Here is a 14,406-nt window from a genome sequence, read left to right as displayed (position 1 = left end):
TGCGCAGGCGGCGCGCGGCCGGCGACGGTGGCGCGTCGTCGCAACCCGTGGCGGGCGCGCGGCGCGATGCGCCGATCCCCCGCAAGCCGGCAGGAGCCGCGACGATGGCAACACCTCCCCAACCCCAGACCGATCCCCAGCCCGAGGGCGACGCGCCCAGCCAGGTCGACCAGGCGGTCGCCCAGGGCGGCGCCTACGACGTGCTGCGCAAGCGCTTGGTCGAGCAGGGCGCGCGGCTGCAGGACGCGGTCGAGGCGCTCAACCGGCAGCGCCTGCAGGAGTTCGGCGACAGCCGTCTCGAGGTGGACGGCCGCTTCCGCATCCGCACCGAGCACAATTGCGTCGGCCGCGACATCGTGCAGGTCGGGCCGGACCTGCTGCTGTTCGGCTACAACGTGTTCCTCGGGCTCAAGAACCAGACCCGCGTGCAGGACGTGTTCGGGCTGTACCGGCTGGTCGAGGGCGCCGACGGCTACGACGTCAGCCCGATCGACCTGGCCGGCAGCTTCCTCGGCCAGGCCGGCTTCGTGCACGACTTCGGCGAGCTGTACGCCTACTACAAGCACGCCCGGCTGCTGCAACTGATCGTCATCGGCGGCAAGCTGCTGGCGGCGTTCCAGATCGGCGAGCGCAGCAGCGACGTGCGCGTATTCCGCTGGGCGCAGGACAGCGACGGCGCGCTCACCTACATCGATGCGCGCGGCGAACGCGACATCGCGCTGCCGCCGCCGTTCGACTTCGAATGGACCCGCGCCACCCGCGAGATGGCGGTGAACGGGCGCCATTCGCATCTGAACATCCTCGATACCCTGTTCGTGGAGACCATCGGCGGCGATCTGACCATCAAGGTCGAGAACAACACCGAGACCGGACAGGGCATCTACAGCGAACCGGTGGAGGACAAGACCCAGTCGCTGGATGATGCGCAGTTCGATTTCGCGCGGGTCGGCAGCCTGGTCCTGCTCAAGGTGCTGCCGTATCGCGAGACGCAGTTGCGCGGGCTGATCTACAACACGCTCAGCGGCCGCATCGTGCGCAACGATGCCATCGTGCAGGCCTGCGTGCAGCTGCCCGAGGACCACGGCATCATTTTTCCCGGCGGCTATTACCTGCAGAACGGCGATCACAAGGCGTTCGACGCGGCGATGGACGGGATGCAGTTCAAGCGCGCGATCCGCTCGCCCAACGGCGAGGACGTGCTGTACATCTTCTACGAGCGCGAGGGCGGCAAGTCCGCGCTGTTCGTCTACAACACCATCCGCCGCGCGCTGCAGAACCCGGTGTTCGGCCATGGCTATGCGTTGCTGCAGGACGGGCGCATGGTGCTGTTCCATGCCGAGGGCAGCGAGCCGACCCGGATCCATCCGATGCAGGTCTGGCAGACTCCCTTCAGCAGCGACGAGTTCGCTGCCAGGCGCCCGCCGAGCAACACCTTCCTCGGTCGCATCGGCAATGCCGAACTGGTGCGCGGCATCTCCAGCCTGTTCGGGCTGGCGCGCGCGATCGACCGCGACGAGGTGTCGGTGCAGCGCTACCAGTTGCTGGTGGAGGACGCGCGGCGCCTGTTCGACGCGCACCATTGGCTGGAGGACGCGCACTGCGGCGACCTGGCCGGCGTGCTGCGCGGCATCAGCGCCACCGGCGAGGCGGTGCTGGACGAATACGAAAAGGTGCTGTCGATCCGCCAGCAGTCCGACCAGGCGATGGCCGAGGCCACGGCCGCGCACAAGGCGCTGCTGGCGCGGCTGCAGCCGGAGAACTGGAACAGCATCCAGGAGTTCGTCGAACCGCTCAACGCCATCGCCGCGCAGCGCGGCCATCTGCTGACCATCCGCGAGTACCGCTACATCGACACCGATGCGATCGATGCGATGGGCGCGACGCTGCAGCAGGCCCACGACACCGTCGGCGCCGCCACCGGGCGTTTCCTCGGCAGCGAAAGCGCGCTGGCGCCGTTGCACGCGCGCCTGGCCGAGCTGGACGCGGCGGCGCAGGTGGCGGCGACCGCGCGCGCGCTGTCCGAGCAGGTGCAGGCGATGCAGGCGATGTCGGCCGACCTGGACCTGCTGTCGGAACTGATGGCCGGGCTCAAGGTCGACGACGCCACCGAGCGCACCCGCGTGGTCGAGGCCCTGTCCGAAGTCTACGCGCGGCTCAACCAGGCGCGTGCGCGTGCCGAGCAGCGCCGCAAGAGCCTGGGTTCGGCCGAGACCGTGGCCCAGTTCGGTGCGCAGTTCGCGCTGTTCGGCCAGGCGATCACCAGCGCGCTGGCGCTGTCCACCGATCCCGAGCGCGCCGACGAGCAGCTTTCGCGGCTGATGGTGCAACTGGAGGAACTGGAGAGCCAGTTCGGCGAGCACGAGCAGTTCCTCGGCGACATCCTCAGCAAGCGCGAGGAACTGGTCGAGGCGTTCGAGACGCACAAGCAGGCCTTGCTCGACGACCGCCAGCGCAAGGCGCGCTCCTTGCTGGACGCGGCCTCGCGCATCCTCGACGGCCTGCCGCGGCGCACCGAGCGCTTCGCCAATGCCGACGAACTCAACGCCTTCTTCGCCGGCGACCCGCTGATTCTCAAGCTGCGCGAGCTGGCCGAGCGGCTGCGCGGCTACCGCGACAGCGTCAAGGCCGACGACGTCGAGGCGCGGCTGAAGGGCGTGCGCGACCAGGCGGTGCGCGCGCTGCGCGACCGCAGCGAGCTGTTCGAAGCCGGCGGCAACGTGGTGCGGCTGGGTCCGCGGCACCGCTTCAGCGTCAACACGCAAGCATTGGACCTGACCCTGCTGCCGCGCGAGGATGGACTGGCGCTGCATCTGACCGGCACCGACTACCTGGAGCCGCTGCAGGACGCCGCACTGGACGCCACCCGCGCCTACTGGCAGGTGACGCTGGATTCGGAATCGCCCACGCTGTACCGCGGCGAATACCTGGCCGGGCGCATGCTGGAAGCGGCGCTGGCGGGCGAGGAGGGGCTGAGCCTGGATGCGCTGGCGCAACTGGCGGCCACACCCGACGCGCTGGCGCGCAGCGTGCGCGACTTCGCCGCGCCGCGCTACCGCGAGGGCTACGAGCGCGGCATCCACGACCACGACGCCACGCGCATCCTGCAGGCGCTGCTGCCCTTGCAGCAGGCCGCGGGCACGCTGATGCACGCCCCGGCCGCGCGCGCGCTGGCGCTGGCGTTCTGGGCCGAACGCCAGCGCGAGGAGGAGGTGGCCGCGTGGGTCGCGCGTCAGGCCGGCGTCGATGCGATCGCGCGCCTGTTCGGCGCGCGCGACGGCCGCGACGCGCTGCAGGCCGAGATGGCGCAGGCCATGCAGCGCTTCGCCGAGGACGCAGGGCTTGCGTTCGATGCCGCCCAGGCGCGGGCGGCCGCCGCCTACCTGGCGGCCGAACTGGCGCAGGGCGAACCGACTTTTCCGTTCAGCCGGCATGCGCGGGAACTGCTCGATGCGCTGCATGCGCGGCTGGCCGAGGCCGGGCTGCGCGAGCAGTTCGAGCAAGGCCTGGAACGCGTGCGCGGCAAGCTCGGCGCTGCCTGGACGCAGGCCAGCCAGTGGGTGCAGGGCCTGTGCCACGATCCGCGCTTCGCGGTCCACGCCGGCTACGCGCCCGAGGCGGTGGCGATCGCGCTGCTGGCGCCGCGGCTGCGCAGCCGCGCCAGCGAGGTGGCGTTGATGGCCACGGTGGAGGGCCTGCTCGGCGAACATCCGCGCATCGAAGGCGGGCGCCTGCGCCTGGCCATCGACGATTTCCTGGCGCGCCTGCGCCACCACGAGCAGGTGTTCGTGCCCGGCTTCCGCCAGTACCAGGCACTGCGCCAGCAGGTCATCGCCCGCGAGCGCGAGCAGTTGCGCCTGTCCGAGTTCAAGCCGCGGCCGCTGTCCTCGTTCGTGCGCAACAAGCTGATCAATGAGGTCTACCTGGGCGTGATCGGCGACAACCTGGCCAAGCAGATGGGTACGGTCGGCGAGAACAAGCGCAGCGACCTGATGGGCATGCTGATGCTGATCTCGCCGCCCGGCTACGGCAAGACCACGCTGATGGAGTACGTCGCCAGCCGGCTCGGCCTGGTCTTCATGAAGATCAATGGTCCCGCGCTGGGCCACGCGGTGCGCTCGCTGGATCCGGCGCAGGCGCCGGACGCCACCGCGCGACAGGAATTGCTCAAGCTCAATCTCGCGCTGGAGATGGGCAACAACACCATGCTGTACGTCGACGACATCCAGCACACGCACCCGGAATTCCTGCAGAAGTTCATCTCGCTGTGCGACGGCACGCGCCGCATCGAGGGCGTGTGGAAGGGGCGCACGCGCACCTACGACATGCGCGGCAAGAAGTTCTGCGTGGTGATGGCCGGCAATCCGTACACCGAGTCCGGCGAAGTGTTCAAGATTCCGGACATGCTCGCCAACCGCGCCGACATCTACAACCTGGGTGACGTGCTCGGCGGCATGGAGGAGGCGTTCCTGCTCAGCTACATCGAGAACGCGCTCACCTCCAATCCGGTGCTCGCGCCGCTGGCCACGCGCGAGCTGGCGGACCTGTACCTGCTGGTGGATCGCGCGCGCGGCAAGGAGATCTCCAGCAACGCGCTCAGCCATGCCTACAGCGGCGCGGAGATCAACGAGATCGTGGCCACGCTGCAGCGCCTGCTGCGCGTGCGCGAGGTGGTGTACAAGGTCAACCAGCAGTACATCGCCAGCGCCGCGCAGGACGATCGCTACCGCACCGAGCCGCCGTTCCGGCTGCAGGGCAGCTACCGCAACATGAACAAGCTGGCGGAGAAGGTCTCGCCGGTGATGAACGAGGCCGAGTTGCAGCAGCTGATCTCCGACCACTACCTGGGCGAGGCGCAACTGCTGACCAGCGGCGCCGAGGAGAACCTGCTCAAGCTGGCCGAGTTGCGCGGCGCGATGGGCGCCGAGGAACAGGCGCGCTGGGACCAGATCAAGCGCGACTTCCTGCGCAACAAGGCGATGGGCGCCGACGAGGCCGATGTCGGCGGGCGCATGGTGGCGCAGCTGGCGGACATCGCAGGCGGCCTGCAGGGGCTGCGTGCCGAGCCGAGTCCGGAACCGGCACGCTGGGAGCAACTTCTTGCGCTGCTGCGGCAGGTGTTGGCCGAACGCGAGCGCGAAGCGCCGCCGGCCACGCCGGCCGCGCCTGCGCAGACGGAAGCATCGGTCACGCCCGCGCTGCAGCTCTTGCTGGACGCACTCGCGCGCTCGCACGAGGGACAGGCGCAGGCCGGGCAGGCGCTGACCGCGCTGGCAGAGGCGCTGCGCGCGTCGTTGCGCGAGCCGTCCGCGCCGGAAGCGGAGCCGCGCGTGCGGCGGCCGCGCACGCTGGCCGAACGCCAGCTCGACGAAGCGCTGGCGCGGCATTTCTATGGCGACGCGGGCGCCGCGCGCAGCGACGATCCCGAACCCGGCCCTGCGTGAGCGCGCGCGCCGCTCCTGCGCTGCCCAAGCCGCCGGTGTCGCCGCCCGCGGCGAACGACGCGCAGGTCGCGTCCGGCTACGCGGCGCCGCTGCTCGAGGCGGTCGCACAGGCCCTGGCCGCGCGCGCCGCCGCGCCGGACGCCGGCGCGGCACTGGTGCAGGAGCTGGAGCGCATCCAGCACGCACTGCAGGCGCGCGATCCGCGGCGGATCCGCCGCGACAGCAGCCTGCTCGGCCGTCTGCTCGGCCGCGACCTGGAGCGCCAGGCCGAGGCCGAGACCCTGCAGGCGCAACTGGGCGTGGTCCTGCTGCGGGCCGATGCGCATGCCCAGGCGCTGCGGCACGCGGGCCAGGCATATGCCGAAAGCGCCGGCGTCGCCGAGGCCGGCGTGGCCGCGCTCGAGCGCTGGATCGCCGCGGCGCCGACGCCCGACCCGGCGTTGGCGCAGGCCTGGAACCAGCGACTCGACCACTTGCGCCGCCTCGCCGCCGCCTGGCGCCTGGAAGCGGCGCAATGGCGGTTGCTGCAACAGCAGGGCGAGCACCTGCTGCAACGCTACAGGAACATCCGCGACGTGCTGCTGCCGGCCTGGCGCCAGGCCGCCGTCACGCCGCAGGCAGCGCAGGGCAGGGACCACGTGGCCCGCGCCGCACAGGCGCAGCAACACATCCTGGCCGAACTGCAGGCCATGCGGGCTAGACTGCGCTGAGCCTGCGCCGCCGCCGCGAATCGCTATCGAAGGAGAACCATGATGACCCAGGAACACCCGCTGACGCCGCAGAGCCTGCCGCTGCAACCCGACGAAGCCGAGCTCAAGGCGCTCGGCCTGGTGCCGGACGATCGTGCGCAGATCGCGGCGCTGGCGCAGGGCCTGCGCGAACTCACGCCCGGCAGCCTGCACCTGTTCGGCACCGAGGTCGCCGCGCAGACCGCCGCGTTCTCCAGCCAGTTGCTGGACCAGGTCCGCAACCGCGACCTGGAGGCCAGCGGCGACAAGCTCGGCGAAGTGGTGCGGATCGCGCGCGCGCTCAAGCTGGACCAGCTCGGCGAGCGCTCGCGGGTGCCGCTGATCGGCGGCCTGATCGATCGCCTGCGCGCGTCCAAGGACGAACTGGTGCAGAAGTTCAGCGACACCAACCGGCAGATCGAACAACTGCTGCGCGACGTCGGCGCGCAGCAGGCCAACCTCGGCCAGCGCGTGGGCGAATTCGACCGCATGCACCAGATGGTGCAGGCCGAGCGCCGCGAACTGGGACTGCACGTCGCTGCCGGCAAGCTGCGCCTGGCCGAACTGCAGCAACAGCACCTGGCGCTGGCGGGCCAGGACGATCCGCAGGCGCGCGGCCAGCGCGCCGAGATCGATACCGCCCTGCGCCTGCTCGACAAGCGCGTCGGCGACCTGCAGGTGATGCAGCACGCGGCCGAGCAGGCGCTGCCGATGATCCGGCTGATTCAGGCCAACGCGCTGCAACTGATCGAGAAGTTCAACACCGTCCGCGACATCACCATCCCGTCGTGGAAGCGCCAGTTCGCGATCCAGCTGTCGCTGCACGAGCAGCAGAACGCGGCGGTGCTGTCCAACGCCATCGACGATGCCACCAACGACATCATGCGCCGCAACGCCGACCTGCTGCGGCAGGCCTCGGTGGACACGGCGCGCGCCAACCAACGCGCGGTGATCGATATGGACACGCTGCGCCACGTGCACGAGCAACTGATCGCCACGGTGGAGGAGGTGCGCGAGATCCACCGCGACGGCATGCAGCAGCGGCGCGCCGCCGAGGTCGAGCTGAGCCGGCTGCGCGACGACCTGCAGCGGCGCCTGGCCGCGCCGGCGCAGCCGGGCTGACGCGCGCGCCCGCCGATGGGCGCTCGACGCCCCACCCACCCATGTAGAGCGGCTTCAGCCGCGACAGACACCTCCACTCCCGCGCACGCCAAGCGTCGCGGCCAAGCGTCCTGTACAGCGCGGTTGCGCCGCGAATTGCCGGCGAACAGGCCAGGCAATACGCCTAGCCGCGATCCTCCCGCAACTCGCCGGCCAACCACCCGGCCAACGCCTCCACCCGTGGATCCTGCTGCTCCCGCCGCGCGCACAGCGCCCACTGCCCGCCGGTGTCGACGAAGCCCCAGGGCGCCAGCAGGCGGCCATTGGCCAGGTCGTCGGCGACCAGCGGCTGCGGCGCGATCGCCACGCCGATCCCGGCCAGCGCCGCCTCCAGCAGGTAGTACAGGTGTTCGAAGCCGGTGCCGTAGCGCAACTGCGCCGGCGCCAGTCCCTGCGCCTCGGCCCAGGCCGGCCAGGCCTGCGGGCGCGACACCGTATGCAGCAGCGGCAGCCCCTGCAGCGCCGCCGGTGCAGCCGCGGCCAGTGCCGGTGCCTGCGGCAGGGCAGGGCTGAGTACCGGGCCGATCCGCTCCGGCGCCAGCACGCGCACCTGCCAGTCCGCCGGCCACGGCGCCTGACCCAGCAGCAGCGCCGCATCCAGGCCGTCCAGGTCGGCGGCGAAGTCGCCCTCGTGCGCGGACAGGTGCAGGGTCAGCGCCGGCAGGTCGCGCTGCAGCGCCTGCAGCCGCGGAATCATCCAGCGGGCCAGGATGCTGCCGGGGCAGCCCAGCACCAGCGCGGTCGGCCGCGCGGGACGGCGCAGTTCCGCCACCGCCTCGTGCAGTTGCGCGAACGCCGCGCCGGCTGCCTCGCACAGGCGCGTGCCGGCGGCGGTCGGGCGGATGCCGCGGCCGTCGCGCTGCAGCAGCGGCAGCCCCAGTTCCTGCTCCAGCAGCCGCACCTGACGGCTCACCGCGCCATGGGTGACATGCAGTTCCGCCGCCGCCTCGCCGACGCTGCGCAGCCGCGCGGCGGCCTCGAACGCACGCAGGGCGTTGAGCGAGGGCAGGCGGCGCGTGCTGGTCATGTGAGTTTTCCTGACGGATTGCGTCAGACTTTATCGGTTTTTCTGTGGGAACGTGTGCGCTAAAGTGCAGGCCTGTCCTGTTGCCCCCGGTTGCGCCATGTCCTCTGTCCCCGTCAGCGACTTCCACGCCTACCCCGACGCCGCCGGCCATTTCGGCCGCTACGGCGGCCGTTTCGTCGCCGAGACCCTGATCGGCCCGCTGCAGGAGTTGGCCGCGGCCTACGACGCCGCGCGCCAGGATCCGGCCTTCATCGCCGCCTACGACAAGGACCTGACCCACTACGTCGGCCGGCCCAGCCCGATCTATCACGCCGAGCGGCTCAGCCGCGAAGTGGGCGGCGCGCAGATCCTGCTCAAGCGCGAGGACCTGAACCACACCGGCGCGCACAAGATCAACAACACCATCGGCCAGGCGCTGCTGGCCAGCCGCATGGGCAAGACCCGCATCATCGCCGAGACCGGCGCCGGCCAGCACGGCGTGGCCAGCGCCACGGTGGCCGCGCGGCTGGGCCTGGAGTGCGTGGTGTACATGGGCGCCACCGACATCGAGCGGCAGAAGATCAACGTCTACCGGATGAAGCTGCTCGGCGCCACGGTGGTGCCGGTGCATTCCGGCTCGGCCACGCTCAAGGACGCGCTCAACGAGGCGATGCGCGATTGGGTGACCAACGTGCAGGACACCTTCTACATCATCGGCACCGTCGCCGGTCCCGATCCTTACCCGCGCATGGTGCGCGACTTCAACGCCATCGTCGGCCGCGAGGCGCGTGAGCAGATGCTGCGCGACTACGGCCGCCTGCCGGATGCGATCAGCGCCTGCGTCGGCGGCGGCAGCAACGCCATCGGCCTGTTCCATGCCTTCCTCAACGACGCCTCGGTGAAGATCTACGGTGCCGAGGCCGCCGGCGACGGCATCGGCAGCGGCCGCCATGCCGCCTCGATCGCCGCCGGTCGCCCCGGCGTGCTGCACGGTAACCGCACCTACGTGATCTGCGACGACGACGGGCAGATCGTCGAGACCCATTCGGTGTCCGCCGGCCTGGACTACCCGGGCGTGGGTCCGGAGCACGCGTTCCTGGCCGACAGCGGCCGCGCCATCTACCATGGCATCACCGACGACGAGGCGCTGGCCGCGTTCCACCTGCTGGCGCATACCGAGGGCATCCTCGCCGCGCTGGAGTCCAGCCACGCCGTGGCGCAATCGATCAAGCTGGCGCGCGAATTGCCCAAGGACGCGCTGGTGCTGTGCAACCTGTCCGGCCGCGGCGACAAGGATGTGCACACCATCGCCGCGCGCGAGGGGCTGACGCTGTAACGCTTTGCCCTTCTCCTTCGGGAGAAGGTGGCGCGGAGCGCCGGATGCGGGTGCGGGCGCAGCCCCGTACTCACATTCCGCACCGCTTCGCCTATTCCCCTCACTCCAACCCCTCTCCCGGTGGGAGAGGGGTGCATAGGTCCCCCATGAACCGCCTCGCCGATACCTTCGCCCGACTCGATGCCCAAGGCCGCAAGGCCCTGATCCCCTTCCTCACCGCCGGCGATCCGTCGCTGGAGGCGACCGTGCCGGCGATGCATGCGCTGGTCGAGGCCGGTGCCGACGTGATCGAACTGGGCGTGCCGTTCTCCGATCCGATGGCCGACGGCCCGACCATCCAGCGCAGTTCCGAGCGCGCGCTGGCGCGCGGCGCCGGCCTGCGTTACGTGCTGGAGACGGTCAGCGCGTTCCGTCGCGACGACGCCACCACGCCAGTGGTGCTGATGGGCTACCTCAACCCGGTGGAGATCCACGGCACCGCGCGCTTCGCCGAGGAGGCGGTGGCGGCCGGCGTGGACGGCGTACTGCTGGTCGACCTGCCGCCGGAGGAGTCGGCCGAGACCCTGACGGTCTTCGCCGACGCCGGCCTGGACCTGATCGTGCTGGCCTCGCCGACCACCAGCGACGCGCGCATCGCCCTGTTGTGCGAGGCGGCGCGCGGCTATCTGTACTACGTCAGCTTCGCCGGCGTGACCGGCGCCGACCGGCTGGATACCCGTGCCGCCGGCGATCGCCTGCGCCAGTTGCGCGCGCGCTGCCCGGTGCCGGTGGTGGCCGGCTTCGGCATCAAGGACGCCGCCAGCGCCAAGGCCATGGCGGTCGATGCCGACGGCGTGGTGGTCGGCAGCGCGCTGGTCGCGGCGCTGGCCGAGGCCGGCAGCCCGCAGGCCGCGCGCGACGCCGCCCTGGCGTTCCTGACGCCGCTGCGGCAGGCGCTGGACGCGGGCTGAGCCCCGCCTGGTCCGTCGCGAACGCCCGCCGCGCGCGGGCGTTCGCGTTTTGCCGCAATGCCGCAAATGTGGTGCGTGCGGAGCATGCGGTACATGCATCGTTGGTCGGACGGCACGCGCCGTCGCTAGCCCCCGCTTAGGTGTCGACGATGCGGGATGGCGGCGACGCTACCGCACGTCCCGCGTTGCGCGGCCGCAGCAGGCGTCCTGGCGGCGGCCGCGCCGCTACCGGCCGGCCCGGCCGCTCCATGCGCCACCGTCTGCAGGCCACCGGGGGACCGAGTTAGACTGTCGCCCCTCTGCGGCTCTCGCGGCCGCCCAATGGATCGTCACATCGCATGAGTTGGCTCAGCAAATTGATGCCTTCGGGCATCCGCACCGACAGCACGCCCAGCAAGAAGCGCAGCGTTCCCGAAGGCTTGTGGGAGAAATGTCCCAACTGCAGCGCCGTGCTGTACCGGCCGGAACTGGAGGATAACCTGGAGGTGTGCCCGAAGTGCGGCCACCACATGGCGATCCGCGCGCGCGCGCGCCTGGCCGCGCTGTTCGACGCCGACACCGCGCCGACCGAGATCGGTGCGCGCCTGGGTCCGACCGACGCGCTCAAGTTCAAGGACCAGAAGAAGTACGGCGAGCGCATCAAGGCCTCACAGAAGAGCACCGGCGAATACGACGCGCTGGTGGCGATGCAGGGCCTGCTCAAGGGCCAGCCGCTGGTCGCCGCTTCGTTCGATTTCGCCTTCATGGGCGGCTCGATGGGCTCGGTGGTCGGCGAGCGCTTCGCCCTGGCCGCGGAGACCGCGCTGAAGATCGGCGCACCGTTCGTGTGCTTCTCCGCCAGCGGCGGCGCGCGCATGCAGGAAGGCCTGTTTTCGCTGATGCAGATGGCCAAGACCTCGGCCGCGCTCGGTCGCCTGCGCGAGGCCGGCCTGCCGTACGTGTCGGTGCTGACCCATCCCACCACCGGCGGCGTCTCGGCCAGCTTCGCCATGCTCGGCGACATCAACATCGCCGAGCCGTACGCGCTGATCGGCTTCGCCGGCCCGCGCGTGATCGAGCAGACCGTGCGCGAGACCCTGCCAGAAGGCTTCCAGCGCTCGGAATTCCTGCTCGAGCATGGCGCCATCGACCAGATCTGCGACCGCCGCGAACTGCGCGACCGCCTGTCCGAACTGCTGGCGCTGATGATGCGGCAGCCGGCCCCGGCGAAGAGCGAGGCGGCATGACGGCCGGGAATCGCGAATCGGGAATAGGGAATCGTGGTCGCGCGCGTGCGTTGCATCGCGCGGCAAGCCCGTGCTTGTCGCGATCCCTGGACGTCTCCGGCTGTTCCCGATTCCCGATTCTCCATTCCCGATTCCCCAGCGCATGAGTCAACGCAAATACTTCGGCACCGACGGCATCCGCGGCCGGGTCGGGCAGGGGGCGATTTCCGCCGATTTCGTGATGCGCCTGGGCAATGCGCTGGGCCGCGTGCTGGTCGCCGGCGGCACCGCGCGGCCGACCGTGGTGATCGGCAAGGACACGCGCATCTCCGGCTACATGTTCGAGTCGGCGCTGGAGGCCGGGCTGGTCGCGGCAGGCGCCAACGTGCAGTTGCTCGGGCCGATGCCGACTCCGGCGGTGGCGTTCCTCACGCGCACTCTCGGTGCCGACGCCGGCATCGTCATCAGCGCCTCGCACAATCCGCACTACGACAACGGCATCAAGTTCTTCTCCGCCCACGGCGAGAAGCTCGATGACGCCACCGAGCAGGCGATCGAGGCCGCGCTGGACGCGCCGTTCGCCACGGTCGAGTCCGAGCGGCTGGGCAAGGCGATGCGCGCGCGCGAGGCGATCGGCCGCTACATCGAGTTCTGCAAGGCGAGCGTGCCGCGCGGCTTCGACCTGCGCGGGCTGAAACTGGTGCTGGACTGCGCGCACGGCGCGACCTACCACATCGCGCCGCTGCTGTTCCGCGAACTGGGCGCGGAGGTGATCGCGATCGGCGCCGCGCCGGACGGGCTCAACATCAACGCCGGCGTCGGCTCGATGCACATCGACAACCTCGCCGCCAACGTGCGCGAGCATGGCGCGCACCTGGGCATCGCCTTCGACGGCGACGGCGACCGCGTGCTGATGACCGACGATCAGGGCAACCCGGTCGACGGCGACGGTCTGCTGTACGTGCTGGCCTGCGGTTGGCAGGCCAGCGGCCGCCTGCACGGCCCGGTAGTCGGCACGCTGATGACCAACTATGGCCTGGAACGGGCGCTGGCCGCGTTGCAGGTGCCGTTCCTGCGCGCCAAGGTCGGCGACCGCTACGTGCACCAGGCACTGGTGGAACAGGGCGGGGTGCTCGGCGGCGAGGCCTCCGGGCACATGCTGTGCCTGGACCGCGCCACCACCGGCGATGCCATCGTCAGCGCGCTGCAGGTGCTGGAAGTGCTCAAGCGCTCGCGGCAGACCCTGCGCCAGGCCTTGGCCGGGCTGCAGAAGGTGCCGCAGCAGACGGTCAACGTGCGCCTGCAGCCGGGCGTGCGCCCGCTCGAGGCCGAGACCGTGAAGGCCGCGCTGGCCGCGGCGCAGGCGGCGGTGCAGGGGCGCGGGCGCGCCTTTCTGCGCGCCTCCGGCACCGAACCGGTGGTGCGGGTCACGGTCGAGGCCGACGATGCCGCATTGATGCGGCAGACCCTCGACGCCCTGGCCGAGGCGGTCCGTGACGCGGCGTGAGTCGATCGCCATTGCCCTCTTCGTGATCGTCGCCAAGGCGGTCACGTTCTACCTGCTGTATCGCCTGCTGCGCTGAGCGCGGCGTTTGCTTCCTCTCACGAGATGACGGTTCCTGCCATGACTGCGCGCATTCCCACCCTCGACATCACCCGTTTCGACACCGACCGCGAGGCCTTCGTCGCCGAGCTGGGCGCGGCCTACCGCGAGTGGGGCTTCGCCGGCATCCGCAACCACGGCATCGCGCAGGCGCAGATCGACGCGGCCTACGACGTGTTCAAGGCGTTCTTCGCCCTGCCCGAGGAGACCAAGCGCACCTACCACTTGCCCGGCAGCGGCGGCGCGCGCGGCTATACCGCCTTCGGCGTGGAGACCGCCAAGGACTCCAAGCACTTCGACCTGAAGGAGTTCTGGCACATCGGCCGCGAGATCGCCGACGACTCCCCGTACCGCGCGGTGATGCCGCCGAACCTGTGGCCGAGCGAAGTGCCCGGCTTCCGCGCCCACGGCTACGGCCTGTACCAGGCGCTGGACCAGCTCGGCGCGCGTGTGCTGTCGGCGCTGGCCCTGCACATCGGCCTGCCCGAGCACTACTTCGTCGACAAGACCGATTCGGGCAACTCGATCCTGCGCCCGATCCACTACCCGCCGATCACCGCCGACGACATCCCCAACGTGCGCGCCGGCGCCCACGAGGACATCAACCTGATCACCCTGCTGGTCGGCGCCAGCGCCGCCGGCCTGGAAGTGAAGTCCAAGCAGGGCGAGTGGGTGCCGTTCACCTCCGACGCCGACACCATCGTGGTCAACATCGGCGACATGCTGCAGCGCCTGACCAACCACGTGTACCCCTCGACCACCCACCGCGTGGTCAACCCCCCGGGCGAGCAGGCGCGCCAGCCGCGCTACTCGGTACCGTTCTTCCTGCACCCGAACCCGGACTTCGTGATCGACGTGCTGCCGTCCTGCGTCAGCGCCGACAACCCCAGCCGCTATCCCGAGCCGATCACCGCGCAGGGGTATCTGGAAGAGAGGTTGCGCGAGATCAAGCTGAAGTAGCTGGGAATCGGGAATA

Annotated in this window: 9 protein-coding genes; 8 read left to right on the top strand and 1 reads right to left on the bottom strand. The window is 70.6% G+C overall.

What is annotated here, in order from left to right:
* Window positions 1-104: 104 nt before the first annotated feature.
* From SLW56_RS01370 to SLW56_RS01360, 3 genes are read left to right on the top strand one after another with little or no spacing between them, the layout of a single operon-like run.
* The gene (locus SLW56_RS01370; RefSeq protein WP_320694249.1) at window positions 105-5,441 is read left to right on the top strand and encodes a DNA repair ATPase; all 5,337 of its coding nucleotides are present in this window, start codon (window positions 105-107) and stop codon (window positions 5,439-5,441) included.
* Window positions 5,438-6,151 carry a hypothetical protein gene (locus tag SLW56_RS01365; protein ID WP_320694248.1) on the top strand — a complete coding sequence of 238 codons (714 nt, stop codon included), beginning with the start codon at window positions 5,438-5,440 and terminating at the stop codon, window positions 6,149-6,151. Before SLW56_RS01370 ends, SLW56_RS01365 begins: the two co-directional genes overlap by 4 nt.
* A 42-nt stretch (window positions 6,152-6,193) precedes the next feature.
* A complete protein-coding gene (locus SLW56_RS01360) occupies window positions 6,194-7,291 on the top strand; it encodes a toxic anion resistance protein (RefSeq protein ID WP_267085731.1) in 1,098 nt (365 codons plus the stop codon).
* 163 nt (window positions 7,292-7,454) lie between these two features.
* On the opposite strand, the gene SLW56_RS01355 is transcribed toward SLW56_RS01360, so the two are convergent.
* Window positions 7,455-8,357, bottom strand: coding sequence for a LysR family transcriptional regulator (locus SLW56_RS01355; protein WP_320694247.1), 903 nt, complete (start codon window positions 8,355-8,357; stop codon window positions 7,455-7,457).
* A 97-nt stretch (window positions 8,358-8,454) separates the two neighbouring features.
* On the opposite strand from SLW56_RS01355, the gene trpB reads away from it, so the two are divergent.
* From trpB to SLW56_RS01330, 5 genes are all read left to right on the top strand, one after another.
* Complete coding sequence (gene trpB / locus SLW56_RS01350; protein WP_267085732.1) at window positions 8,455-9,672, top strand: tryptophan synthase subunit beta; 1,218 nt, start codon at window positions 8,455-8,457, stop codon at window positions 9,670-9,672.
* A 146-nt stretch (window positions 9,673-9,818) separates the two neighbouring features.
* A complete protein-coding gene (trpA, locus tag SLW56_RS01345) occupies window positions 9,819-10,622 on the top strand; it encodes a tryptophan synthase subunit alpha (protein ID WP_295912108.1) in 804 nt (267 codons plus the stop codon).
* Window positions 10,623-10,960: 338 nt separating this feature from the next.
* Window positions 10,961-11,848, top strand: coding sequence for an acetyl-CoA carboxylase, carboxyltransferase subunit beta (accD, locus tag SLW56_RS01340; protein ID WP_267103765.1), 888 nt, complete (start codon window positions 10,961-10,963; stop codon window positions 11,846-11,848).
* Window positions 11,849-11,990: 142 nt separating this feature from the next.
* Complete coding sequence (gene glmM / locus SLW56_RS01335) at window positions 11,991-13,334, top strand: phosphoglucosamine mutase (protein ID WP_320694246.1); 1,344 nt, start codon at window positions 11,991-11,993, stop codon at window positions 13,332-13,334.
* 117 nt (window positions 13,335-13,451) lie between these two features.
* Complete coding sequence (locus SLW56_RS01330; RefSeq protein WP_242156702.1) at window positions 13,452-14,390, top strand: 2-oxoglutarate and iron-dependent oxygenase domain-containing protein; 939 nt, start codon at window positions 13,452-13,454, stop codon at window positions 14,388-14,390.
* Window positions 14,391-14,406: the final 16 nt, after the last annotated feature.

Source organism: Xanthomonas sp. LF07-6 (assembly GCF_034105445.1).
GTDB lineage: Bacteria > Pseudomonadota > Gammaproteobacteria > Xanthomonadales > Xanthomonadaceae > Xanthomonas_A > Xanthomonas_A sontii.
Note: the sequence above shows the minus strand (reverse complement) of the source record. Positions and strands in the feature narration are given on the sequence as shown.

Coding starts and splice junctions, on each gene's coding strand:
- trpA (WP_295912108.1), top strand. CDS start 9,819: ATGAACCGCCTCGCCGATACCTTCGCCCGACTCGATGCCCAAGGCCGC.
- glmM (WP_320694246.1), top strand. CDS start 11,991: ATGAGTCAACGCAAATACTTCGGCACCGACGGCATCCGCGGCCGGGTC.
- trpB (WP_267085732.1), top strand. CDS start 8,455: ATGTCCTCTGTCCCCGTCAGCGACTTCCACGCCTACCCCGACGCCGCC.
- SLW56_RS01360 (WP_267085731.1), top strand. CDS start 6,194: ATGACCCAGGAACACCCGCTGACGCCGCAGAGCCTGCCGCTGCAACCC.
- SLW56_RS01330 (WP_242156702.1), top strand. CDS start 13,452: ATGACTGCGCGCATTCCCACCCTCGACATCACCCGTTTCGACACCGAC.
- SLW56_RS01370 (WP_320694249.1), top strand. CDS start 105: ATGGCAACACCTCCCCAACCCCAGACCGATCCCCAGCCCGAGGGCGAC.
- accD (WP_267103765.1), top strand. CDS start 10,961: ATGAGTTGGCTCAGCAAATTGATGCCTTCGGGCATCCGCACCGACAGC.
- SLW56_RS01355 (WP_320694247.1), bottom strand. CDS start 8,357: ATGACCAGCACGCGCCGCCTGCCCTCGCTCAACGCCCTGCGTGCGTTC.